We start from the raw sequence: 24,857 nt of genomic DNA, 5'->3' as shown, positions 1-24,857 counted from the left end.
GGGGTTGGAAGAACACCATGCCGCGTTACGAAATGCTCAACAACATCGCCCACCGCGACCTGCGCGTGGCCACCGGCTTCGGGCCCGAATTTGGCGACGCGGTCGGCATGGTGCCGGCCTATCCGAGCGAGTTCGCCGAACTGCAGCGGGAATATCCGATCTTCCTGCGCAAGGCCCCCGACACCGGCGGCTGGCAATCGGTGGCCCTGCTGGGGTTCGAGCAGCACGAGAACCTGTTCCTGCAGGACGGCCGCTGGAATGCCTCCTATCTGCCCGGGGCGGCGGCCAAGGGGCCGTTCCTGATCGGCTTCCAGGAGAACCGGATCGATGGCAGCCTCATCCAGGAAGCGGTGCTGCACGTTGATCTTGACCATCCGCGCGTGAATGCGATGCAGGGCGAGCCAGTGTTCCTGCCGCAGGGGGGCAATACGCCCTATCTGGACCACATCGCAGGCGTGCTGCGTGGCATTCACGATGGCCACGCCTTCGGCGCGGAGATGTTTGCCGCGCTCGATGCCAAAGAACTCATTCAACCGATCACGCTCGACGTGCAGATTGCCCAGGAGCATCGGGTGGGTGTCAACGGCCTGCACGCCATCGACCGTGACCGCCTTGCCCAGCTGGACGGTCCCGCGCTGGCCGAACTCAACCGCGCCGGCTACCTGGAAGGCGCCTATCTGATGCTGGCGTCGCTGCACAACATGCGCCGCCTGATCGCCGAAAAACAGCGACGCCTGCGCACGCAGGATGCCGCCAGCGCAGCGGGCAGGAACTGACGGGTGCTGGACGGCATTGCCATGCAGGCACTGGAAGGCCTGGACCCCGCGGCACTACCGCTGGGGGCGCTGGCGGCGGCCGGGGAACCGGTGGTGCTGCGTGGCATCGCCCGCGACTGGTCGCTGGTACAGGCCGGGTTGCGCGGCACGCAGGAAGCCCTGGCCTACCTGCGCAGCTTCGATGCAGGCGTGCCTGTCCCGTACTCCTTCGGCGGCCCCGAGATTGAAGGGCGTCCGTTCTACAACGCGGATTTCACCCGGTTGAACTTCGAGGTCCGGCGCGGATTGCTGGCGGAGGTGCTGGACGCGATCTCCGAGCATCTCGATTCGCCGAGCCCGCCCACCTACTATGTCGCTTCGTTGCTGATCGAGCATGCGCTGCCCGGGTTCGCGCAGCACAACGACGCCGGGCTGGCGGGGCAGGGCATCGATGCTTCGGCCAGCATCTGGATCGGCAACCGCGTGACCGCTTCCTGCCATTTCGATACCCCGGACAACCTGGCGTGCTGCGCGGTGGGCCGGCGCCGGTTCACGCTTTTCCCGCCCGAGCAGATCGACAATCTGTATCCGGGGCCGCTGGAACCCACCCCGGGCGGGCAGGTGGTAAGTGTGGTGGACTTCGACCGCCCGGACTTCGCGCGCCACCCACGCTTCGGTGATGCATTGGCAAGCGCGCAGACCGCCGTGCTGGAGCCCGGTGATGCCATCTTCATCCCGAGCCTGTGGTGGCACCACGTGCGCAGCCTCGAGCCTTTCAATGTGCTGGTGAACTACTGGTGGCGCAGTTCCCCGGCCTTCCTCTCCTCACCGCTGCCGGCACTCCATCACGCGATGTGGGCCGTGCGCGACCTGCCGGCACGCGAGAAGCAGGCCTGGGCAAAGATCTTCGAGTACTACGTATTCGGTCCGGGCGAGCGGGCAGGACAGCACCTGCCCGACGCCGCCCGGGGCGACCTGGCACCGTTCGACGAGACGCAGGCGCGCCGCATGCGCGCCCAGTTGCAGGCTCGACTCAACCGCTGATGGGAGCACCGCATTGAACGTGGCGAACACAACCGAAGGGCGTATCCGCAAGGTCGTCATCGCCGGTGGCGGCACCGCAGGCTGGCTGGCCGGCTGTGCGCTGGCGCACCAGTTCCGCGACCAGCTGGACATCACCCTGGTGGAGTCCGAGCAGATTGGTACGGTGGGCGTTGGCGAGTCGACCGTGCCGCCCATCCGCACGTTCCACCATTTTCTGCAGATCGATGAGCAGGAGTTCCTGCGCGCCGTCGCGGGCACGTTCAAGCTCTCGATCTCGTTCGAGAACTGGCGCCGCCCAGGGGAGCGCTTCATCCATCCGTTCGGCACGATCGGGCAGGGCACCTGGGCCACGCCGTTCCACCATTTCTGGCTGGACAGCCTGCGCCGCGGCATGCCGTCGGAGCTGGGCGATTTCTGCCTGGAAAGCGCGGCCTCGCGGGAAGACCGGTTCTCGCTGCAGACCCAACCCCAGGTCAACTACGCCTATCACTTCGACGCCGGGCTTTACGCGAAATTCCTGCGGCGCAAGGCCGAAGGCCACGGACTGCGACGGGTGGAAGGCAAGATCGGCGAGGTCCGGCAACATCCGCATGACGGCTCCGTTGCATCCCTGGTGCTGGAAGACGGCCAGGTCATCGAAGGCGACCTGTTCATCGACTGCACCGGGTTCCGCGGCCTGTTGACCGAGCAGACCCTGCATACCGGCTATGAGGACTGGAACGAATGGTTGCCGAGCGACCGCGCCGTTGCCGTGCAGACCGAGTCGGTCGCGCCGCCGGTGCCGTACACGCGCGCCATCGCGCACGAGGCCGGCTGGCGCTGGCATATCGCGCTGCAGCACCGGGTCGGCTGCGGGCTGGTGTTCTCCAGCCGCCACCTGTCCGATGACGAGGCGCAGGCCAAGCTGCTGCGCGACGTCGACGGCCGGCCCCTGCGCGATCCATGGCTGGTGCCGTTCCGCAGCGGGCGCCGGTTGAAGGCCTGGAACAAGAACGTGGTGGCGCTGGGGCTTGCCAGTGGCTTCATCGAGCCGCTGGAATCGACCAGCATCCACCTGACCATCAGTGCGGTGGTACGCCTGATCCAGCTGTTCCCGTCCGACGGCATCACGCCCGCGCTGGTGGCGCTGTACAACGATGTCAGCCGCCAGGAGATGGAGCACGTGCGCGACTTCATCATCCTGCACTACCACGCCAACCAGCGCGACGAGCCGATGTGGAAGGCCTGCCGCGAGATGGAACTGCCCGAATCGCTCGCTGTCCGGCTGCGCGCCTGGCGCGAACGTGCGCATGCCTGGCAGGACCCCGGCGAGCTGTTCCGGGTCGACTCCTGGACCAGCGTGCTGATGGGCCAGGGCATCCAGCCGGGGCCGCCGCACCCGCTTGCGCGCGCGATCGGTGATGCGGACCTGCGCACGCTGTTGGACCGTATCCGGCAGCCGGTGCAGCAAGCGGTGGCCACGATGCCGTCGCAGGCCGGCTTCATCGAGCGCTACTGCAAGGCGGCGCCGGAAGTATGGCAACCGGGCATGGCCCTGGCGTAGCAGCAATGCGCGCTGTTGTACAAAATTGGTAGCGCTACCTTTAGACAAGCACGGAGTGGACGGAATGGATCTGGTTGCCGGAATCGATGCGGGTACCCAAAGCCTGAAGGTGGTGGTCTACGACCCTGCCGGGCGCCACCTGGTGGCCAGCACCAGCGCGCCACTGGAGCTGGCCAGCGCCGCCGATGGCAGCCGGGAACAGCGGCCGGCCGACTGGGTCGCCGCGCTGCATGCCTGCTTTGGTGCGATCGATTCCACGCTGCGCGCGCGCATTGGCGCGCTGGCCGTGTCGGGCCAGCAGCACGGTTTCGTCCCGGTCGATGCGGCAGGGGAGGTCCTGGCACCGGCCAAGCTGTGGTGCGATACCAGCACCTCGGCCGAATGCATGCAGATCATGGACGCGGCAGGCGGCGCGGCACGCACCATCGCCCTGGCCGGCAACCCTGTCCTCACCGGCTACACCGCCTCCAAGCTGCCGTGGACGAAGACGCATCGGCCCCAGGCCTACGCGCGGCTTGCCACCATCCTGTTGCCGCACGACTACCTCAATTTCGTGTTGACCGGCCAGCGTTTCTGCGAATACGGGGATGCGTCGGGCACCGGCTGGCTGGACGTACGCACCCGCACCTGGTCGACCGAGCTGCTGCGCGCGACCGACCCCGAACGCGACCTGGCAGATTGCCTGCCGCGCATCGCCGCGCCCGAGGAGGTATTCGACATCGACCCGGCCACCGCGGTGGCATTGGGGCTGCCCGCGACGGTGAAGGTGGCCGTCGGCGGCGGCGACAACATGATGGCGGCCATCGGTACCGGCTGCGTCGTCTCCGGACGCCTGGCGATGAGCCTGGGTACCTCGGGCACGCTGTTTGCCTATGCCGACACGCCCGTGGTCGACCCGGACGGGGCGTGGGCCGCGTTCTGCTCGTCCACCGGCGGCTGGCTGCCGCTGATCTGCACGATGAACTGCACCGTGGTGACCGAGCAGGTCGCCGATGCTTTCGGCTTCAGCACGCGCGATGGCGACACCCACCTCCAGGCCACCCCGCCCGGTGCCGACGGGCTGGTGATGCTGCCGTTCCTCAATGGCGAGCGCACGCCGGACCTGCCATTGGGCAAGGGCGTGCTGGCGGGCCTGGACACCACCAACATGACCCCGGCCCATCTCTACCGCGCGGCCATGGAAGGGGCCACGTACAGCCTGAAGTATGGCTATGACGCCTTCGTACGCGCGGGCATGCGGTTCGACCGCATCGTGCTGACCGGCGGCGGCAGCAACAGCGCGCAGTGGCGGCAGCTGGTGGCCGATGTCTTCGGCCTGCCGGTGGACGTGCCGACCCAGCCCGAAGGCGCGGCGTTCGGCGCGGCATTGCAGGCGCTGTGGGCCCTGGGTCACGCGCGCGGTGATGCCGCCTCCATCGCCGACATCACCGACCGCCACGTTGCGCTCGACCCGCTGCGCTCCGCACGCCCGGATCCGGTGCATACGCAAGCCTATGCCACGGCCTATGCACGTTTCCTGCGACACCTCGACGCCGTCACGCCGCTGTACCGCGGCTGATCTCTCTCTACGCGACACCTCGCACAACCACAGGAAGACGCACCATGAGCACGCAGCCCTTCATCGGCGCCAAGGAATACTTCCCCGGCATCGGCCGCATCCCCTTCGAAGGCCGAGGCTCGGACAATCCGCTCGCCTTCAAGGTCTACGACGCCAACAAGGTCATCGGTGGCAGGACCATGCAGGAGCACCTGCGCTTCGCGGTCTGCTACTGGCACACCTTCTGCAACGCCGGGCATGATCCGTTTGGTCCGGGCACCCGCCATTTCCCCTGGGAGACCGGTTCGCCGATGGCGACCGCCGAGGCCAAGGTGGACGCCGCGTTCGAGTTCTTCACCAAGCTGGGCGTGCCGTACTGGTGCTTCCACGATATCGACCTGGCGCCGGACGCCGAGGATGTCGGCCAGTACGAGAAGAACCTCAAGCACATGGTCGGCCTGGCCAAGGCGCGCCAGGACGCGACCGGGATGAAACTGCTGTGGGGCACGGCCAACCTGTTCTCGCACCCGCGCTACATGAATGGTGCGTCCACCAATCCGGATTTTGCGGTGGTGGCGCGTGCCGCCGTGCAGGTGAAGGCGGCGCTGGAGGCAACCGTTGAACTGGGCGGCGAGCACTACGTGTTCTGGGGTGGCCGCGAAGGCTATGCCGCGCTGGCCAACACCCAGATGAAGCGCGAGGTCGACCACTTCGCGCGGTTCCTCACCATGGCGCGCGACTATGGCCGCAGCATCGGCCTGAAGGGCAACTTCCTGATCGAGCCCAAGCCGATGGAACCGATGAAGCACCAGTACGACTTCGACAGCGCCACCGTGGTGGGCTTCCTGAAGGAGCATGGACTGGACAAGGACTTCAAGCTCAACATCGAGGCCAACCACGCCACGCTGTCCGGCCACACCTTCGAGCACGACCTGCAGGTGGCCTCCGACCACGGCCTGTTGGGCAGCATCGACGCCAACCGCGGCAACGCCCAGAACGGCTGGGATACCGACCAGTTCCCCACCGACCTGTACGACACCGTGGGCGCGATGTTGGTGGTGCTGCGCCAGGGTGGGCTGGAAGGCGGCTTGAACTTCGACGCCAAGGTGCGCCGTGAATCGACCGACCTGGAGGATCTGTTCATTGCCCACGTCGGTGGCATGGATGCGTTCGCCCGCGGGCTGGAAGTGGCCCATGCGCTGCTGCACGACTCGCCGCTGGAGCAATGGCGGAAGGAACGTTACGCCAGCTTCGACAGTGGTGCCGGCCAGGCGTTCGCGCGCGGCGCGCTCAGTCTCGCCGAGCTGGCCGCACTGGGTGCCAAGGGCGGCGAGCCCCGGCAGATCAGCGGCAAGCAGGAGCGCTACGAGAACCTGATCAACCAGTACCTGCTGCGCTGAGCCCAACGCCAAGGATGAACACCATGACCCACCATGACCCCACGCGCCGCACCGGTTTGCTACTGGCCGCGCTGTTGCTTGCGCTTGCCGCCTGCAAGGGCGGTGACCAGCCGGCAGCGCCCGCCCCGGCGCAGCCCCAGGCCGATGCCAATCCCTGGCCCGCGGTGACCTGGCCGCTGCCCGAAGACGCCGCCCTGGAAAAGCGCATCACCGACCTGATCGCCACCATGACGGTGGAGGAAAAGGTCGGCCAGCTGGTGCAGGGGGATATCGCCAGCATCACGCCTGACGACGTGCGCCGCTACCGGTTGGGCTCCATCCTGGCCGGGGGCAACTCCGACCCCGGCGGCCGTTATGACGCCTCGCCGGCCCAGTGGCTGGCGCTGGCCGATGCGTTCTACGCGGCGTCGATGGACACGTCGCAGGGCGGCAAGGCGATTCCGGTGCTGTTCGGCATCGATGCCGTGCACGGGCAGAGCAACATCATCGGCGCCACCCTGTTCCCGCACAACATCGGCCTGGGCGCGACCCGCAACCCGGAACTGCTGCGCCGGATCGGTGAGATCACCGCGCTGGAGACCCGTGCGACCGGGATGGAGTGGGCGTTCGCACCGACCGTGGCGGTGCCGCAGGACGACCGCTGGGGGCGCACCTATGAGGGCTATTCCGAATCGCCGGAGGTGGTGGCCAGCTATGCCGGTGCGGTGGTCGAGGGCCTGCAGGGCAAGGTGGGCTCGCCCACGTTCCTTGACGGTCGCCATGTGATCGCCTCGGTGAAGCACTTCCTCGGCGACGGCGGTACCACCGATGGCAAGGACCAGGGCGATACCCGGATCAGCGAAGCCGAGCTGGTGCGCATCCACGCCGCCGGGTATCCGCCGGCGATCGTCGCCGGCGCACAGACGGTCATGGCGTCCTTCAACAGCGTCAACGGCGAAAAAATGCACGGCCACAAACCGTACCTGACCGATGCGTTGAAGGGGCGCATGCACTTCGGCGGTTTCGTGGTGGGCGACTGGAACGGCCACGGGCAGGTCAAGGGCTGCACCACCACCGATTGCCCGGCCACCATCAACGCGGGCCTGGACATGGCCATGGCCTCGGACAGCTGGAAGGGCTTCTACGAGACCACGCTGGCCGCGGCCAAGGCCGGCACCATCAGCCAGGAACGGCTGGATGAGGCCGTGCGCCGGATCCTGCGGGTCAAGCTGCGGCTGGGCCTGTTCGAGGCGGGCAAGCCGTCCTCGCGCACGGTCGGTGGGCAGTTCGCGCTTGTCGGCGCGCCCGAGCACCGCCAGGTGGCACGGCAGGCGGTGCGCGAGTCGCTGGTGCTGCTGAAGAACCAGGGCGGCGTGCTGCCGTTGTCGCCGAAGCAGCGCATCCTGGTCGCCGGTGACGGCGCCAATGACGTCGGCAAGCAGGCCGGCGGCTGGACGTTGAACTGGCAGGGTACCGGCACCACCCGCAAGGATTTCCCCAATGCGGACACCATCTACGAAGGTATTGCGCAGCAGGCCAAGGCCGCCGGCGGCCAGGCGGAGCTGGCGGTGGATGGAAAGTATGCGACCAAGCCGGAGGTGGCCGTGGTGGTGTTCGGGGAGAACCCCTATGCCGAGTTCCAGGGCGATCTGCCGACGCTGGCGTACAAGCCGGGAGACGATTCGGATCTTGCCCTGATCAAACGGCTGAAGGCTGACGGCATTCCGGTGGTCGCGGTGTTCCTCAGCGGGCGCCCGCTGTGGGTGAACCGCGAGATCAATGCCGCCGATGCCTTCGTGGCGGCGTGGCTGCCCGGTTCGGAAGGTGCCGGCGTTGCCGATGTGCTGCTGCGCAGGCCCGATGGCAGCGTGCAGCACGACTTCAAGGGCAAGCTGAGCTTCAGCTGGCCGCGCACGGCCACGCAGTACGCCAACAACGTGGGGCAGAAGGACTACGACCCGCAGTTCGCGTTCGGCTACGGCCTGACCTACGCCGGCAACGGCGATCTGGCGGCGCTGCCGGAAGTCTCCGGCGTGACCGGCAACGAAGGGGCGGCCGGGGTGTTCTTCGCGCGCGGCGATGCCGGTTCCGGCATGGCCCTGCGCCTGGAGCGCAGCACGGGGCAGGGCATGACCGTCACCAAGGTGCCCGATGCCCTCGATGGCGACCTGCTGAAGGTCACCGGCGTGGATCACCTGGCGCAGGAAGACGGTCGCCGCCTGGCGTGGTCGGGCAAGGGCGAGGCGATTGCCGCGCTGCAGTCGCACACGGCGCTGGACCTGCAGCGCGAGAGCAACGGCGACCTGATGCTGTTGACCACGCTGCGGGTCGAGTCCGCACCCAAGGGCGAGGCGTGGTTGTCGGTGGGCTGCGGCACGGGCTGCTCGGCACGCGTTGCGCTCGGACCGACGCTGGCTAAGCTGCCCGTGGGCCAATGGACGCGCGTGGGCGTGCCGTTGAAGTGCCTGGCAGCGGCGGGGGCGGATGTCGGCAAACTGGATCGCCCCTGGTCGATCGGGACGGCGGGCGTGATGACGCTCTCGGTGTCACGCGTCGCGCTGGGGGCGCTGAACGAGGCGGAGATCAGCGTCGGGTGCCCGGGCGCGTGAAGCGGCGTCCGGCGCTATCGGGGCCCGGGTGGGCGCGCGACCGAATCGCGCACCACCAGCCGGTGCGGCACCACGTGATCGGTCAACACGCGGGCGCCGTCGCTGCGACGGCGGATGGTGCGCAGCAGGATATCGATGGCGGCATCGGCCATCGAGGCGATGGGCTGATGGATGGTGGTGAGCTCGGGCCAGACCGTCGTTGCAGCCGAGCTGTCATCGAAACCCACCACCGACAGGTCGCGGGGTACCTCGAGGCCGCGTCGGTGGGCGACGGAAATTGCCGCTGCGCCCATATCGTCGTTGCTGGCGAAGATCGCAGTGGGCGGCCGGCGGTGGCACAGCAGCTTTTCGGCGGCGGCAAGCCCGGAGCGGTAGGTGTAGTCGCCCGGTTGGACCAGGGCCGGTTCGACCTCCAGCCCGGCCGCATGCAGCGCGGTGACAAAGCCATCGTAGCGCCGCGCGCTCGCGCTGAGGTCGTCGCGCCCGCGGATGAAGCCGATGCGGCGGTGACCGTGCTGGATCAGGTGTTCGGCCAGTTCCTTGCCGGCGTGGAAGTCGTCGATGCGAACGCAGGAAATAGCGTTGCCGAGGTGGCCCGGCGCGATCGCCACCACGGGGATGCCGGCCCTGACCAGCTCGGTCACGGCCGGCTGCGATTCGCACAGCGGCGGTGGCAGGATGACGCCGTCCACCCGGCCGGCCAGGGCGCGCGCGGCCTTGTGCTCGGCGGCGGGATCAAGATCGTCCCAGTAGTCGACGACCAGCTGGATGGCAGCGTTGGATGCCACGCGCAGCAGGCCGACCAGCAGTTCGCGCAGGTAGGCACCGCTGGGATTGGTGTAGATCAGCGCAATGCGCGTGTGCTGTGCGGCAGCCAGCGAACTGGCGGCCAGGTTGGGCGTATAGCCCAGTTCGCGCACCGCGCGCATCACGCGTTCGCGGGTGACATCGCGCACCTTGCCCTGGTTGATCGCCCGCGACACGGTCATCGGCGACACCCCGGCCAGGGCGGCCACCTCGTCGATCGTCACGCCACTGGTTTTGCGGCGGACCGATTTCTTGGGCTTGTCCAATACGCGCTCCCGTTCTTCTTTGTGATGCTGTCGCATCCAAAGCACGTCCCGAGCTTACAAGGTTTGCTGCCCACGCTACGGTTCCACCTGGGTGTCAAGCGGTGTCATTGGATACTGGGTGCTGCGCTGGCCCTGCTGGCCAGCATGGGCGATGTGCGCGCAGAGGATGGTTACGCCCTCTGGATGCGCTACCTGCCGCTGGAACCAGCGCTCGCCGCCGACTACCGCACGCGCCTGGGGGAGGTGCTGGCACCTGATCGGACGCCCACGCAGCGTGTGGCGCGCGAGGAGCTGGAACGTGGTCTCAGCGGCCTGCTGGGCAGCGCTCCCCGGGGGCATGCTGCCGCGGCCACGGGCCCTGCACTGGTGCTGGGCACGCCGCAGTCGTCGCCGTTGATCGCGCCGTTCGGCGAGGAGATTGCCTCGCTGGGCGAGGAAGGCTACCTGATGAAAAGGACCCGTGTTGGCGGGCGCGATGTACTGGTAGTGGCCGCACGCCGCGATATCGGCGTGCTGTACGGCGTGTTCCATCTGCTGCGGCTGCTGCAGACCGGCGCGTCACTGGATACCCTCGATCTGCGCGAATCGCCGCGCCTGCCGCTGCGCGTGCTCAATCACTGGGACAACCTGGACGGCCATGTCGAACGCGGCTATGCCGGCCGCTCCCTGTGGGATTGGCAGACGCTGCCGGAGTGGCGGGACCCACGCTATACCGACTACGCGCGCGCGAACGCCTCGCTGGGCATCAACGGCACCGTGCTCAACAACGTGAACGCCAGCGCGCAGAGCCTTGCGCCGGACTATCTCGACAAAGCCGCGACGCTGGCGGACATGTTCCGGCCGTATGGCATCCGCGTGTACCTGAGCGCGCGTTTCAGCGCACCGATCGAGTTGGGCGGGCTGAAAACGGCCGATCCGCTCGACCCGGCGGTGCAACGCTGGTGGCGCGACAAGGCCGATGAGATCTACGCACGCATTCCGGATTTCGGCGGCTTGCTGGTGAAGGCCAACTCGGAAGGGCAGCCCGGCCCGCAGGACTACGGCCGTTCGCATGCCGACGGCGCCAACCTGCTGGCCGATGCGCTGGCCCCGCACGGCGGCGTGGTGATGTGGCGCGCTTTCGTGTACGCGCACGACGTTCCTGCGGACCGCGCCACCCAGGCGTACAGCGAATTTGCCGGCCTGGACGGCGCCTTCCGCGCGAACGTGATCCTGCAGGTGAAGAACGGGCCCCTCGACTTCCAGCCGCGCGAGCCGTTCCATCCGCTGTTCGGGGCCATGCCGCGCACGCCGCTGATGATGGAGGTCCAGATCACCAAGGAGTATCTCGGCTTCGCCACGCACCTGGTGTACCTGGGGCCATTGTACGAGGAGGTACTGCGGTCCGACACCCACGCACGCGGCGAGGGCTCCACCGTGGCGCAGGCCCTGGCCGGCATGGCCGGCGTCGCCAACATCGGCACCGATCGCACCTGGAGCGGGTCGCACTTCGATCAGGCCAACTGGTACGCCTTCGGCCGCCTGGCGTGGAATCCACGGCAATCGGCGCGCGCCATCGCGGCGGACTGGGCGGCGATGACCTTCTCGCCGGATCCGGACGTGGTGCAGCCCATCGTCGCGATGATGATGGCCTCGCGCGAAGCTGCGGTGAACTACATGACCCCGCTGGGCCTGCATCACCTGATGGCGCGCGGACACCATTACGGACCCGGTCCGTGGGTGGACGGCGGCCCGCGCGCCGACTGGACCTCGGTGTACTACCACCGCGCCGACCGCAACGGCATCGGTTTCGACCGCACCGCGCGGGGCAGCAACGCCGTGGCCCAGTACGCCCCCGCAGTGGCCGGCCGGTATGGCGTCCTGGCGCAGGTTCCCGAGCCGCTGCTGCTGTGGTTCCACCACGTGCGGTGGGACCACCGCATGGCCTCCGGGCAGACGTTGTGGGACGCACTGGTCGGGCGCTATTCGCAGGGCGTGCGCCAGGTAGAGGCCATGCAGGCCAGCTGGGCGGGCCTGCGCGGCAGGGTGGATGCGCAACGGCATGAGCAGGTCGCCGCCTTCCTGCGCATCCAGCGGCGCGAAGCGCAGTGGTGGCGCGATGCCAGCGTGGCCTACTTCCAGTCGGTGAGCGGCAGGCCGCTGCCGGCCGGCGAAGCCGCGCCGCCGCATCCGCTGGCCTGGTACCAGGCCCTGCAGTTCCCGTCCGCGCCGGGAGATGGCCGATGAGCCGGATGTCGTGGATGGGCTGGATAGTGGCGATCGCCCTGGGTGGCTGCGCCATGCCGTCCATGGCGCAGGAATCGGCAGCGACGCTGTTGCATCCGCTGTTCCAGGATCACGCCGTGCTGCAGCGCGACCAGCCGGTTCCGGTATGGGGCCACGCCGCGCCGGGCGCCACGGTGTCGGTGGCAGTGGCAGGGCAGGCCGTCGCCACGCGCGCGGACGCCGGCGGCCGCTGGCAGGTAACGCTGCAGCCCATCGCCGCGGGCGGTCCCTACGCGATGTCGGTCCGGGCCGGGCAGGCTACCGAGATCGTGCACGACGTGCAGATCGGCGATGTCTGGTTGTGTTCCGGGCAGTCGAACATGGAACTGCCGGTGTGGCGCGCGCTCGACGCAGCCAGCGAGATCGCCGCCGCCACGCAACCGGAGATCCGCCTGTTCACCGTACCCAAGGCAGCGGCCGTGGTGCCACACGACGATTTTGCGGCGCCGGTTGCATGGCAGCCCGCGACGCCGGACACGGTGCGCGACTTTTCCGCTGTCTGTTTCTACTTCGCGCGTGAGCTGCACAAGACCGTCGACGTGCCGATGGGGCTGATCCAGGCGGCGTGGGGCGGCTCCCGGATCGAGGCTTGGACCAGCGCCGACGCCCTGCGCCTGCAGGACGGCATGGCCCCGGCGCTGGACGTGCTTGCGCTGTATGCCGGCGACCCTGCTGCAGCGCACGCACGCTGGGGCCGACAGTGGCAGCAGTGGTGGGCAAGGCGCGAGGGCGCCGCCGCCGATACGCCGTGGCAACCAGGCGCAGACAGCAGGGGATGGCGGCAGGCACCGGCCATGCTCGGGGCTTGGGAGCGCTGGGGCGTGCCGGCACTTTCGAACTACAACGGCATGCTCTGGTACCGCACCCGGGTGACCCTGACCCCCACCCAGGCGGGGCAGGGGGCACGACTGGAGCTGGGTCCGGTCGATGAAACGGACATGACCTGGGTGAACGGCGTGGCCGTGGGCAGCCAGTACGCGCCCGGCCAGGCACGGTCGTATCCGCTGCCAGCCGGTCTGTTGAACGCCGGCGCCAACACGGTGGTGATCAATGTGCTGGACACTTACGGCGACGGTGGCCTGGCCGGCCCTTCCAGCGCCCACGCCGTCCGCCTGGACGATGGCACGCGGATCGTCCTGGACGCACCCTGGCAGTACCGGGCAGCGCCCGGTTTACAGGCGCCGCCGCTGGCGCCATGGCAGGCTGCCACGGGCTTGTCGACGCTGTACAACGCGATGATCGCGCCGCTGGGCCACTATGGCCTGCGCGGAACGCTGTGGTACCAGGGCGAATCCAACACCGGCAATGGCGCGGCTTACGCGACACGGCTGCGCGGCCTGCGCGAGGACTGGCGCGGGCGGTTCGGCGCACGGATGCCGTTGCTGGTGGTGCAGTTGGCCGGCTATGGCCAGCCGCCCGTGGCGCCGGTGGAAAGCGGCTGGGCGCAGGTCCGCGAGGCGCAGCGGCAGGTAGCGGCGGAGGACTCGAACACCGGGCTGGCCCTGGCCATCGACATCGGCGATGCCTACGACATCCATCCGCCCAACAAACAGGAACTGGGTCGGCGCCTGGCCCGGGTGGCGCGCCATGTGGTCTACGGCGACCGCGCGCTCGCACCGTCCGGCCCGGCCGCACGCAAGGCATCGCGCACGCCAGCCGGGGTGAGGATCGCGTTCGACGACATCGCCGGCACCCTGGTCGCCACCGGTGCGGACGGCCCCATCGGCTTCGAACTCTGTGATGCCGATGCGCGGCACTGCAACTATGCCGACGCGGCACTGGATGGGCACGAGGTTGTGCTGTCCTGCCTGGATTGCGCGGAGCCGGCCGGCGGCCCGCACCGTAGCGCAGGCTTGCGCGTGCGCTACTGCTGGGCAGACGGCCCGGTCTGCACGCTGCGCGACAGCAGCGGCGCGCCGGCAGGACCGTTCGAACTTTCCCTCAATGCTGCCGAGGTTCCCTGATGCGCCTGCTGATTGCCACGGTGGTCCTGCTGTTGTCCGCTGCGGCGTCGCCGCTGGGAGCCGCGCCGGCGCCGCCGATCTACTTCGACTGGTTCGAATATGCCGGTCGCGATACGGCCTTTGAAGCGCCGCTGCCGGTTGGGCACTACCGCAACCCGATCCTGGCCGGCTTCCACGCGGACCCGAGCATCGTCGGCGCGAACGGCCGTTTCTATCTGGTCAATTCCAGCTTCACCTACTTCCCGGGCATCCCGGTGTTCGAGAGCGTGGACCTGGTGCACTGGAAGCAGATCGGCAACGTCATCGACCGCCCGACGCAGCTGGATTTCGATGGCCTGGGCGTGTCCCGCGGCATCTTCGCACCGGCCATCTCCTACCACGACGGCATGTTCTACGTGGTCACCACGGCGGTCGACAGCGGCGGCAACTTCATCGCCACCGCGCGCGATCCTGCCGGTCCCTGGTCGGACCCGCACTGGCTGCCGGACATCGACGGCATCGACCCGTCGCTGTTCTTCGACGGCGATGGCCGCGTCTACCTGCTGAACAACGATGTGCCACCCGGTCGGCCACGCTACGAGGGCCACCGCGCCATCTGGATGCAGCAGATCGATCTGGCCGCGTTCAAGCCGGTAGGGCCGCGCAAGGTACTGATCGACGGCGGGGTGGAGCCGGCCAAGAACCCGATCTGGATCGAAGGGCCGCACCTCTACAAGCGCGATGGCTGGTACTACCTTTCCGACGCCGAGGGCGGCACCGGGCCGCAACATTCCCAGGTGGTGCTGCGCAGCCGCGATGTCTGGGGGCCCTATATTCCGTATGCAGGCAATCCGATCCTCACCCAGCGCGACCTGGCCGACGACCGGCCGCTGCCGATCACCAATGCCGGGCATGCGGACCTGGTGGAGGGGCCGGACGGATCGTGGTGGGCGGTGTTCCTTGCCAGCCGCAACTACCACACACGCCACTACAACACCGGGCGGGAGACGTATCTGCTGCCCGTGCAATGGCGCGACGGCTGGCCGGTGATCCTGCCGGCCGGCCAGGCCATCCCGTATGCGGTCAAAGCGCCCTCGTGGATGCAGGGCGAAGCAACGCAGGCCCCTTCCACCGGCAATTTCATCGCGCGCGACGACTTCGAGGCACCCACGCTCGGCAGTGGATGGCTGCGCGTGCGCGTCCCCAAGCGGCCCTGGGCGGACCTGCGCGAGCGCCCGGGCGCCCTGGCCGTGCACCCGCTGCCGGAAAACCTGGACACGCGGCTCAACCCGGCGTTCCTGGGGCGTCGCCAGCAGCACCTGCGCTTCGAGGCCAGCACCGAAATGACCCGCCCGGCGGCGGGCGTGGCCGCAGGCCTGGCCGCCTTCCAGAGCGAGGCGTACTGGTACTTCCTTGGCGTCCGCAGCCTGGGAGGGGACCGTATGGCGGTCTTCCTCGAAGCGCGCGACGGCGGCGGCATGAGCAGGATACTGGCCACCCGGGAAGTGGACGTACCCGCGTCGCTGCGCCTGAAGATCGCCGGTGACCAGGGCCGCTATGCGTTCGCGTTCGACACCGGCGATGGGCATGGCTGGCGGACCCTCGCCGGCGAGGTGGACGGAACGGTGTTGAGTACCGATCGTGCAGGCGGCTTTGTGGGCGCCCTGCTGGGACCATTCGCACGCGATGAGCGTGCCTTGAGGAGCAAATGATGACGCGCACGCCCCGGCTCTACATCCCGATGGTCCGCACGCTGGCATTGTGTGCCGCCATGTCATTGGCCGCCGTCGGTTCCGCCGCAGCGCCCCGGCCCTGGCTGGACACCTCGGCCAGCTTCGAGACCCGGGCGGCGGCGCTGGTGGCGCAGATGACCCTGGAGGAGAAGGCCGCCCAGATGCAGAATGCCGCACCGGCCATCGAGCGCCTGGGCGTGCCGGCCTACGACTGGTGGAACGAAGGCCTGCACGGCGTGGCACGGGCAGGGCAGGCCACCGTGTTTCCGCAGGCCATCGGCCTGGCCGCCACCTTCGATGTGCCCTTGATGGAGCAGGTGGCGACCACCATCAGCGACGAGGCACGCGCCAAGCACCACCAGTTCGTCCGCGAGGGGTCGCATGGTCGTTACCAGGGGCTGACGTTCTGGTCGCCCAACATCAACATCTTCCGCGACCCGCGCTGGGGCCGGGGCCAGGAAACCTACGGTGAAGACCCCTATCTCACCGCGCGCATGGGCGTTGCCTTCGTGCACGGTCTGCAGGGTGACGACCCGGTGTACCGCAAGCTGGACGCCACCGCCAAGCACCTGGCCGTGCACAGCGGGCCCGAGGCCGACCGCCACCACTTCGACGCCCGCCCCAGCAGGCGCGACCTGTACGACACCTACCTGCCGGCGTTCGAGGCGCTGGTGAAGGAAGGGCAGGTGGATGCGGTGATGGGCGCCTACAACCGGGTGTACGGCGAGTCCGCCAGCGCCAGCCGGTTCCTGCTGCGCGACGTGCTGCGCCGCGACTGGGGCTTCAAGGGCTACGTGGTGTCCGACTGCTGGGCCATCGTCGATATCTGGAAGCATCACAAAATCGTGCCCAGCCGCGAGGCCGCCGCCGCGCTGGCGGTCAGCAACGGTACCGAACTGGAGTGCGGCCAGGAATACGCCACGCTGCCGGCGGCGGTGCGCCAAGGGCTGATCAGCGAAGCGGAGATCGACGATGCGGTGACGCGCCTGTTTACCGCACGGATGCGGCTGGGCATGTTCGATCCACCCGAGCGCGTGCGCTGGGCGCAGATCCCCGCGCCGGTGAACCAGGCCCCGGCGCACGATGCGTTGGCCCTGAAGGCCGCCCAGGAATCGCTGGTGCTGCTGAAGAACGATGGCGTGCTGCCGCTGTCGCGCAACCTCAAGCGCATTGCCGTGGTCGGCCCCACCGCCGATGACAGCATGGCACTGCTCGGCAACTACTTCGGCACCCCGGCGGCGCCGGTGACCCTCCTGCAGGGCATACGCGACGCGGCCAAGGGCGTGGAGGTGCGCTACGCACGCGGCGTGGACCTGGTCGAAGGGCGCGACGATCCTGGTGCGACGCCCTTGATCGAGGCGGCCTACCTGCGGCCCACGGCCGATTCCCCCGAGCGCGGTCTGCGCGGTGAGTACTTCCGTACGGCCGATCTTTCCGGCATGCCGACCCTGGTCCGCACCGATGCCCAGATCGGGTTCCGCTGGGACCGGGGGTCACCCACCGACAACCTGCTGGCCCGCGGCGAAGCGGCGCCGGGGCAGGGCATTCCCAGCGATGGCTTCAGCATCCGCTGGCAGGGCCAGCTGCTGCCACCGGTCTCGGGCCGCTACCGGATCGAGGCGGCCGCCGACGACGGCTTCCGCCTCTACGTGGACGGCAAGCGCGTGCTCGATCACTGGGCCAACAGCGATCGCCTGCGCGCAGACGGCGTGGAGCTGGACCTGCAGGCAGGCCGTGCCTATGACCTGAGGCTGGAGTACTTCGATGCCGAGCGCGACGCCGGCGTGCGGCTGGGCTGGCGCATGCCCGGTGCGAAGCCGCCGTTCGAAGAGGCACTGGATGCCGCCCGCAACGCCGATGTGGTGGTGTTCGTCGGCGGCCTGACCGGCGACGTCGAAGGCGAAGAGATGACGGTCAACTATCCGGGCTTCGCCGGCGGCGACCGTACCGACCTGCGCCTGCCCGCGCCCCAGCGTGCCCTGCTGGAAGCGCTGCACGCCACCGGCAAGCCGGTGGTGATGGTGCTGACCGGCGGCTCGGCGCTGGCGGTGGAATGGGCCCAGGCCAACCTGTCGGCCATCCTGATGAGCTGGTATCCCGGGCAGCGCGGCGGCACCGCGGTGGGCCAGGCGCTGTTTGGCGACATCAACCCGGGCGGCCGGCTGCCGGTGACGTTCTACACCGCCGACCAGGCGATGCCGGCGTTCGACGACTACACGATGGAGGGCCGCACCTACCGCTACTTCCGCGGCACGCCGCTGTATCCGTTCGGACACGGGCTGTCCTACACCCGGTTCGACTACGGCAAGCTCAGGTTCGACGCGCCGCGCATCGCCCACGACGGGACCCTCAAGGTGCAGGTGGAGGTGGCCAACATGGGCACGCGCGCCGGCGATGAAGTGGTGCAGCTGTATGTGCGACGGCTGCAGGCCCAGCCCGGCGATGCGCTGCAGGCGCTGCGCGGCTTCCAGCGCGTCCACCTGGCCCCGGGCGAGCGGCGCCCGCTGGTATTCGACCTGGACGCGCAGCAGGCGCTGCGCCAGTACGATCAAGCGCGCGGAAGCTATGTCGTGCCGCCGGGGGCCTACGAGGTGCGGATAGGCGGCTCAAGCGCCGATGCCCGCGTACAGGGCCGCTTCACCGTGGAGGCAGATCGTGACTGAGCCGCGCCACATGGAAAGCACCGGACACACGTTGTCGGTGCGCGAGAAGCTGGGCTACAGCCTGGGCGACCTCGCGGCCAACCTGATCTTCCAGACGCTGATCACCTACCTGGCGTTCTTCTACACCGATGTGTACCGGCTGCCACCGGCCACCGCGGCGATGATCATTTTCGTGATCGGCCTGCTGGGTGCCTTCGTGTTCACCCCACTGATCGGCATTGCCGCCGACCGCACGGCCACCCGCTGGGGAAAGTTCCGGCCCTGGATCCTGTGGACGGCGGTCCCGTTCGGCGTGCTGGCGCTGCTTGCCTTCAGCACGCCGGACCTCGGCGCGCGCGGCAAGGTCATCTACGCCCTGGCCACCTATGGCCTGCTGATGCTGGTGTATGCGGCCAACAACCTGCCGTACTCCGCGCTCAGCGGGGTGCTGACCGGCAACATGGCCCAGCGCAACAGCCTGTCGGCCTACCGCTTCGTGGCCGTGATGATCGCCCAGTTCATCATCCAGGTACTGCTGCTGCCGCTGGTGCTGATCCTGGGCGACGGCGATCGCGTACTGGGCTTCGAGCGCGTGATGACGGCGTTCGCGGTGGTGGGCACGGTGTTCTTCCTGGTCACCTTCGCCACCACGCGCGAGCGCATCGTGCCGGCCAGGGAACAGACCGGTGGCGTGCTGCAGGATCTGTCCGACCTGCTGCACAACCGGCCGTGGCAGGTGATGCTGGCCCTGACGGTGCTGGTCTTCATCAACCTGGCGCTGAAGGGCGGCACCTACATCTACTACTTCCAGTACTACATGAGCGAGGCCGCCCTGGCGGGCTTCCTCGATAACTCCGGCTTCAACCGCTTCATCGGTGGATTGAACACGGCACTCAACGGCTGGGGCCTGTCCGGATTCACCTGGTCGCAGGACCCGGCGACGTCGGCGTTCAGTCTGTTCAACGCCTGCGGCATCCTCTGCATGATCCTGGGCATCGGCGTCTCCCGCCGCCTGGCCGACCGCTTCGGCAAGCGCGATGTCTTCGGCGGCGCCTTGCTGGTGTCCACCGTGTTCCTGCTGGTGTTCTACTTCCTTCCGCCCACGGCGGTCGCGGTGGGCTTTGGTGCCTTCATGCTGCACGGGTTCTGCTACGGCATCACCATCCCGTTGCTGTGGGCGATGATCGCCGACGTCGCCGACTACTCCGAATGGAAGAACCATCGCCGCGCCACCGCGATCATCTTCTCGGCGATGCTGTGCGGGCTGAAGATCGGGCTCAGCATCGGCGGTGCGCTGGTAGCCGGCATTCTGGCCCACCACGGCTACCAGGCGGGTGCGGAACAGCAGCCCGGGGCCGTGGTCGACGGCATCCGCCTGACGGTGAGCGTCTACTGCTCCATTCCGTTCCTGGTCGCCGTTGTGCTGCTGTTCCTCTACAGGATCGACAAGCGCATGGAGACGCGCATCGAACACGAGCTGCACCTGCGTCGCCAGGGAAACAGCCTTGACCATCTCGCGGCACACGCCATCTCCCAACCGCTGGTCACCCACATCTACACGGCCGATCCGTCGGCCCACGTCTTCGAAGGGCACCTGTACATCTATCCCTCGCACGACATCGACAGCGGCGCGCCGTTCGACGACGAGGGCGGTCACTTCGGCATGGAGGACTACCACGTGTTGCGCATGGACACGCCCCAGGGCGAGGCCATCGACTGCGGCGTGGCCCTGCATGTGCGCGACGTGCCCTGGGCCGCGCAGCAGATGTGGGCGCCGGACGCGGCCAGCCGCGACGGCCGCTATTACCTGTACTTCCCGGCCAAGGACGGGCAGGGCAGGTTCCGCATCGGCGTGGCGGTGGCCGATCGTCCCGAGGGCCCGTTCACGCCCGAAGCCGAGCCGATGGAGGGAACCTATTCGATCGACCCGGCCGTGTACGAGGACGACGACGGCACGCATTACCTCTACTTCGGCGGCATCTGGGGCGGCCAGCTGCAGCACTACCGTGACAACCATTACGACCCAGCGCACCAGGAGCCGGCCGGAGACGCGCCGGCACTGGGCCCGCGTGTCGCCCGGCTGGACGCGGGCATGACCCGGCTGGCCGAGCCCACGCGGGAAATCATCATCCTGGACGAGCACGGCCAGCCACTGCGCGCCGATGACCATGAGCGCCGCTTCTTCGAGGGGCCGTGGCTGCACAAGTACCAGGGCCGGTATTACCTGTCGTATTCCACCGGCGATACGCACCTGCTGTGCTACGCCATCGGCGACAGCCCCTATGGGCCGTTCACCTATGCCGGGGTGATCCTCAAGCCCGTGGTGGGCTGGACCACGCATCATTCCATCTGCGCATTCGAGGGGCGGTGGTACCTGTTCTACCATGACGCCCTGCTGTCCGGCGGCGTTACCCACCTGCGTTCGGTCAAGTGCACGCCGCTGCACATGGAAGCGGACGGCAGCATCCGGACCATCGATCCCTATGGCAGCTGAAAACACATTGCCCATGGACGATGCGCAGGCATCGCTGCCGGGTGGCCGCCTGCACTGGTTGCGGGCAGGCAGGCTGGAGGTCGCGCTCGCACCTGAAGCCGGTGGACGCATTGCCCGGATCCGCCATGATGGCGTGGAGTGGCTGGTCGGCGAACACGAGGGTGGGCCGGCAACCATCGCCTGGGGGTGCTACCCGATGGTGCCCTGGGCCGGGCGCATCCGGCATGGCTGCTTCAGCTTCGATGGCAGGGCCTTTGCGCTGCCGACGAACTTCAATGGGCATGCCATTCACGGCGTGGGCCTGTCACGGCCCTGGCAGGTCGACAACATCGGCAAGGACACCGCCACGCTATCGCTGTCGCTTCCCGAGGACCGCTACTGGCCCTTCGGTGGGCTTGCGACCCAGGCCATCCACGTACGTCCCAACGGCCTGGACCTGCACTTGGCGGTGCAGGCCGGCCAGCAGGCAATGCCGGCCGTGCTCGGCTGGCATCCCTGGTTCCGCAAGCCCGATCGCCTGCTGTTCGCCCCCGCTGCCATGTACCCACGGGACGGGGAGGGCATCGCCACCTTGCCCTGTGTGGACCCGGCATCCGGTCCCTGGGACGACTGCTTCATCAACCAGGCCGAGGTAACGCTGGTCTCTGCCGGCCAGCGGCTGCGGATGCGGGCCGACACTGATCACTGGGTGGTCTACGACGGCGCCCCGCACGCTACCTGCGTGGAACCACAAACCGGCCCACCCGATGCTTTCACCCTGGCGCCGAACCGGCTGGAGCCGGGCCAGCGGCTGGCGTTGGCGTTCGAGTTGAGATGGGAGCGAGACGCCCCGGGGTAGCGCCGGATGCAGGCTGCGCAACCGCCCTCGCACAGGCGCAACCTCGGGCTCGGGTTATCGGTTGTCGGCTATCGGTTATCCTGCGCGTTCTTCCATGTTCCTTCCAAGTGCGGACGCATGCGCGCGATGTCGATGGGTGTTCGAAACAGGCAGTGGTTCAACTACGTCGTATTGTCCGCCGCACTCATCGCCGCAGGCTGCACGGGGAAGACCGTTCCCAGCAAGGACCTGGGCGCGGAGATCGATGAGGTTGCCGCAACGCTGATAGCGCAGCCCTTGCTGCACTCAACCTCGGTCGGGGTCGTATATCGGGGCAAGGAGTTCATCCGCCACCGTGGCGACATGGAAACGGGCAAACCTGCCCCTCCCACCGATGCGACCCTCTACGAAATCGGTTCGTTGAGCAAGACCCTGGCCGGAACCCTGATGGCCAATGCCGTCCTGGAGCGCAGGCTGGGCCTGGACGACGATGTTCGGATGTATCTGCACGGGGCCTATCCCAACCTGCAGTACAAGGGCGAGCCCATCCGCGTCCGACACCTGCTGTCGCATACCAGCGGCCTGCCGAACATGTTGCCGGAGCGCGCCAATACGGTACTTGCCGACTTCACCGATCAGCGCACGCCCGGCGAACTCAATGCCGTGTACGCGCATTACGGCCAGGCCGATTTCTTCAGGGACCTGCACACCGTCGAGATTCAGCGGGCGCCCGGAAAGGACTATGCCTATTCGAGTGCCGGGACGGAACTGACGGCGCATATCCTGGAAGTGGTTTACAAGAGCGACTACGAGTCGTCGTTGCGCCGATTCCTGCGCGATGCCGCAGGCATGAGCGCCGTAAGAATCAGGCTGGACGATACCGAGGCGGCCCGGCTTGCGCCCGGCTATCACAGCGACAACCCGGTACCTACCACGCCGATGCCGCAGTTGCCCTGGGGCGCATCCGGAAACGTGAAGGCGACCGTCCCGGAAATGCTGAAGTACCTGAAGTTCCAGCTGGCCGGTGGGCCGGTCGTGACCGAGTCGCACCGTGCCCTGGTCGAATTCGACCCGGAGTTCAGTATCGGCTACTTCTGGAACATCGTGGGCGGCGACCGCTTGAAGGGCGTCTACTACGCCCATCACGGTGGCGTACCCCGCTCGCAGTGCTACATCTACATCGTGCCGAAATACGATCTTGGCATATTCGTCATCACCAACCAGAGCGGCGACCACACCGCGCGCGCCATGGAGACGGCGATCAATACGCTGGTGGAAAGGATCGCCGCGCGTGAAAACAGCGCTGCTGGCGGCCTGTCCCGGTAGCGCTGGAACCCGGGTCGTACAGCCGAGCGTCAACGGGCGTCCGCTGAACCCGGGTCATGCAGGCTGCGCAGCTGCTTCTTGTTGATCTTGCCCACGCTGGTGCGTGCGATCGACTCCACGAAGCTGACCCGGTCCGGGACCGCGTAGCGGGAGATATCGCCGGTGCGGCTGCGCGCTGCGACCAGTTCAATGATCTCAGCCTCGCTCACCTCGCTGCCGGCCTGCCTGACCACCAGGGGCAGGGGACGCTCGCCCCATTTCGCATCGGTGATGCCGATCACGGCGACCTCGCTGACCGCCGGGTGCAGGGCGATGATGTCTTCCAGCGCGAGCGAGGAGATCCACTCGCCGCCGGTCTTGATCACATCCTTGATGCGGTCGGTCACGCGCAGGTAGCCGCCGGTATCGATGTTGCCGATGTCCCCGGTATGCAGGTAGCCGCCGGCCCACAAGGCCGCCGACGCGCCCGGGTCGTGCAGATAGCCCTGGGTGAGCCAGGGCGCGCGCACGACCACTTCGCCGGTGGCGATGCCGTCGTGGGCAACGTCGTGCATGTTTTCATCGACGATACGCAGGTCTACCAGCGGCACCGGGATGCCGGCCTTGGTACGCAGCGACAGCGCCTCGTCCGAATCGGCCAGGGCGCTGGCATCGATCTGGGCGAGGGTGAGCAAGGGGCAGGTCTCGGACATGCCGTAGCCGCCGAAGATGTCGATCCCGCAGGCCAGTGCCTGTTGCGCCAGCGCCCGCGGCAGCGCCGCGCCGCCGATGATCACTTTCCAGCCACGCAGATCGCTGTCGGCAGCGGCCGGATGGTCGAGCAGCATCCGCAGGATGGTCGGCACGCAGTGCGAGAAGGTCACCTTCTCGCGGGCGATCAAGGCCAGCAGCTGCCCCGGCAGATAGCGGCCGGGATAGACCTGTTTGACCCCCATCAGCGTGGCCACGTACGGCAGGCCCCAGGCGTGCACATGGAACATCGGGGTGATCGGCATGTAGACATCGTCGCGGTGCAGGCGCCCCTGGCCGGGCGCACTGCCCAGGGCGGCCATCGCGGTCAGCGAGTGCAGTACCAGTTGCCGGTGGCTGAAGTAGACGCCTTTGGGCAGGCCGGTGGTTCCGGTGGTATAGAACATCGTGGCGCGGGTGTTCTCGTCGAAGTCCGGAAAGCTGCCGATGGGCGTGGCCTCGCTCAGCCCGGCTTCGTATTCGGTGACGAAACCGGTCGGCAGCGGCCCCTCGGCATCGTCCAGCAAGATCCGCGTGCGCAGATCCGGCAGCTGCCCGTCGATGCCGTCCAGCATCGGCAGGAACTCGCGGTTGGCCAGCAGCACCCGCGCGCCGCTGTGATTGAGCGTATAGGCGATCTGCTCGGGGGCAAGGCGGATGTTCACCATCATCAGCACCGCCCCGAGCATCGGCACCGCGAAATAGCTTTCCAGATAGCGGTTGCTGTCCCAGTCCATCACCGCCACGGTATCGCCGTGCTTTACCCCCAGTGAGGTCAGCAAGCCGGCCAGCTGGCCGATGCGCGCCTGCAGGGTGCGGTAGTCGAAGCGGACCTTGTCGCCGTAGACGATTTCCTGCGCCGGGCGCACCGCCAATGGCGTGAGCAGCAGCTGCTTGATCAGCAGCGGATAGGCATGGGGTTCGGGAGCGGTCGGATTTGCGGCGGTGGTGAGTGACATTGGGGTGTC

The 24,857-nt window shown here is 68.0% G+C and carries 15 protein-coding genes and 1 pseudogene; 14 read left to right on the top strand and 2 right to left on the bottom strand.

The window, feature by feature from the left end:
• The first annotated feature begins 17 nt into the window (after positions 1-17).
• From AC3ITM_RS10005 to AC3ITM_RS09980, 6 genes are all read left to right on the top strand, one after another.
• Entirely contained in the window at positions 18-776 is a 759-nt protein-coding gene (locus tag AC3ITM_RS10005; protein WP_489264672.1) for a SapC family protein, read from the top strand.
• A gap of 21 nt (positions 777-797) precedes the next feature.
• Positions 798-1,799 carry a cupin-like domain-containing protein gene (locus AC3ITM_RS10000; RefSeq protein WP_489270077.1) on the top strand — a complete coding sequence of 334 codons (1,002 nt, stop codon included), beginning with the start codon at positions 798-800 and terminating at the stop codon, positions 1,797-1,799.
• A 13-nt stretch (positions 1,800-1,812) separates the two neighbouring features.
• On the top strand, positions 1,813-3,342 hold the full coding sequence (locus AC3ITM_RS09995) for a tryptophan halogenase family protein (protein ID WP_489264670.1): 1,530 nt from the start codon (positions 1,813-1,815) through the stop codon (positions 3,340-3,342).
• 64 nt (positions 3,343-3,406) lie between these two features.
• Positions 3,407-4,900 carry a xylulokinase gene (gene xylB, locus AC3ITM_RS09990; protein WP_489264669.1) on the top strand — a complete coding sequence of 498 codons (1,494 nt, stop codon included), beginning with the start codon at positions 3,407-3,409 and terminating at the stop codon, positions 4,898-4,900.
• Positions 4,901-4,944: 44 nt separating this feature from the next.
• Entirely contained in the window at positions 4,945-6,279 is a 1,335-nt protein-coding gene (xylA, locus tag AC3ITM_RS09985; RefSeq protein WP_489264667.1) for a xylose isomerase, read from the top strand.
• A gap of 23 nt (positions 6,280-6,302) precedes the next feature.
• A complete protein-coding gene (locus tag AC3ITM_RS09980) occupies positions 6,303-8,867 on the top strand; it encodes a glycoside hydrolase family 3 protein (RefSeq protein ID WP_489264665.1) in 2,565 nt (854 codons plus the stop codon).
• A 14-nt stretch (positions 8,868-8,881) separates the two neighbouring features.
• Here AC3ITM_RS09980 and AC3ITM_RS09975 read toward each other — a convergent pair whose 3' ends face one another.
• Complete coding sequence (locus AC3ITM_RS09975) at positions 8,882-9,940, bottom strand: LacI family DNA-binding transcriptional regulator (protein ID WP_489264663.1); 1,059 nt, start codon at positions 9,938-9,940, stop codon at positions 8,882-8,884.
• Positions 9,941-10,084: 144 nt separating this feature from the next.
• Between AC3ITM_RS09975 and AC3ITM_RS09970 the strand changes: the two genes are divergently transcribed.
• The 8 genes and pseudogenes from AC3ITM_RS09970 (at position 10,085) to AC3ITM_RS09935 (ending at position 23,160) form a co-directional block, all read left to right on the top strand.
• A complete protein-coding gene (locus tag AC3ITM_RS09970; RefSeq protein ID WP_489264661.1) occupies positions 10,085-12,166 on the top strand; it encodes an alpha-glucuronidase family glycosyl hydrolase in 2,082 nt (693 codons plus the stop codon).
• Positions 12,163-14,169: a sialate O-acetylesterase gene (locus AC3ITM_RS09965; RefSeq protein WP_489264659.1), complete on the top strand. Its 2,007-nt coding sequence runs from the start codon at positions 12,163-12,165 to the stop codon at positions 14,167-14,169. The genes AC3ITM_RS09970 and AC3ITM_RS09965 overlap by 4 nt, the downstream gene beginning before the upstream one ends.
• Complete coding sequence (locus tag AC3ITM_RS09960) at positions 14,169-15,860, top strand: glycoside hydrolase family 43 protein (RefSeq protein ID WP_489264657.1); 1,692 nt, start codon at positions 14,169-14,171, stop codon at positions 15,858-15,860. Before AC3ITM_RS09965 ends, AC3ITM_RS09960 begins: the two co-directional genes overlap by 1 nt.
• A 59-nt stretch (positions 15,861-15,919) precedes the next feature.
• The gene (locus AC3ITM_RS09955) at positions 15,920-18,544 is read left to right on the top strand and encodes a glycoside hydrolase family 3 protein (RefSeq protein ID WP_489270076.1); all 2,625 of its coding nucleotides are present in this window, start codon (positions 15,920-15,922) and stop codon (positions 18,542-18,544) included.
• Positions 18,545-18,554: 10 nt separating this feature from the next.
• Positions 18,555-20,018 (top strand): annotated as a pseudogene (locus tag AC3ITM_RS09950) (MFS transporter); the annotation flags it as partial.
• Positions 20,001-21,017, top strand: a complete 1,017-nt coding sequence (locus AC3ITM_RS09945) for a glycoside hydrolase family 43 protein (RefSeq protein ID WP_489270075.1) — start codon at positions 20,001-20,003, stop codon at positions 21,015-21,017. The pseudogene AC3ITM_RS09950 and the gene AC3ITM_RS09945, both read left to right, overlap by 18 nt.
• Positions 21,007-21,855 carry an aldose 1-epimerase gene (locus tag AC3ITM_RS09940; protein ID WP_489264655.1) on the top strand — a complete coding sequence of 283 codons (849 nt, stop codon included), beginning with the start codon at positions 21,007-21,009 and terminating at the stop codon, positions 21,853-21,855. The genes AC3ITM_RS09945 and AC3ITM_RS09940 overlap by 11 nt, the downstream gene beginning before the upstream one ends.
• 117 nt (positions 21,856-21,972) lie before the next feature.
• Entirely contained in the window at positions 21,973-23,160 is a 1,188-nt protein-coding gene (locus AC3ITM_RS09935) for a serine hydrolase domain-containing protein (RefSeq protein WP_489264653.1), read from the top strand.
• A gap of 29 nt (positions 23,161-23,189) precedes the next feature.
• Here AC3ITM_RS09935 and AC3ITM_RS09930 read toward each other — a convergent pair whose 3' ends face one another.
• On the bottom strand, positions 23,190-24,848 hold the full coding sequence (locus AC3ITM_RS09930) for a fatty acid--CoA ligase (protein WP_489264651.1): 1,659 nt from the start codon (positions 24,846-24,848) through the stop codon (positions 23,190-23,192).
• Between the last annotated feature and the right edge of the window lie 9 nt (positions 24,849-24,857).

Source organism: Stenotrophomonas sp. KH_029 (assembly GCF_057839765.1).
The sequence above is the reverse complement of the archived record's forward strand: the minus strand, read 5'-3'. Positions and strand labels throughout refer to the sequence as shown.

What these genes read in the sequence shown, in the direction of transcription:
- AC3ITM_RS09940 (WP_489264655.1), top strand. Translation starts at nt 21,007, where the DNA reads ATGGCAGCTGAAAACACATTGCCCATGGACGATGCGCAGGCATCGCTG.
- xylA (WP_489264667.1), top strand. Translation starts at nt 4,945, where the DNA reads ATGAGCACGCAGCCCTTCATCGGCGCCAAGGAATACTTCCCCGGCATC.
- AC3ITM_RS09980 (WP_489264665.1), top strand. Translation starts at nt 6,303, where the DNA reads ATGACCCACCATGACCCCACGCGCCGCACCGGTTTGCTACTGGCCGCG.
- AC3ITM_RS09965 (WP_489264659.1), top strand. Translation starts at nt 12,163, where the DNA reads ATGAGCCGGATGTCGTGGATGGGCTGGATAGTGGCGATCGCCCTGGGT.
- AC3ITM_RS09955 (WP_489270076.1), top strand. Translation starts at nt 15,920, where the DNA reads ATGTCATTGGCCGCCGTCGGTTCCGCCGCAGCGCCCCGGCCCTGGCTG.
- AC3ITM_RS09970 (WP_489264661.1), top strand. Translation starts at nt 10,085, where the DNA reads ATGGGCGATGTGCGCGCAGAGGATGGTTACGCCCTCTGGATGCGCTAC.
- AC3ITM_RS09960 (WP_489264657.1), top strand. Translation starts at nt 14,169, where the DNA reads ATGCGCCTGCTGATTGCCACGGTGGTCCTGCTGTTGTCCGCTGCGGCG.
- xylB (WP_489264669.1), top strand. Translation starts at nt 3,407, where the DNA reads ATGGATCTGGTTGCCGGAATCGATGCGGGTACCCAAAGCCTGAAGGTG.
- AC3ITM_RS09935 (WP_489264653.1), top strand. Translation starts at nt 21,973, where the DNA reads ATGCGCGCGATGTCGATGGGTGTTCGAAACAGGCAGTGGTTCAACTAC.
- AC3ITM_RS10000 (WP_489270077.1), top strand. Translation starts at nt 798, where the DNA reads ATGCAGGCACTGGAAGGCCTGGACCCCGCGGCACTACCGCTGGGGGCG.
- AC3ITM_RS09930 (WP_489264651.1), bottom strand. Translation starts at nt 24,848, where the DNA reads ATGTCACTCACCACCGCCGCAAATCCGACCGCTCCCGAACCCCATGCC.
- AC3ITM_RS10005 (WP_489264672.1), top strand. Translation starts at nt 18, where the DNA reads ATGCCGCGTTACGAAATGCTCAACAACATCGCCCACCGCGACCTGCGC.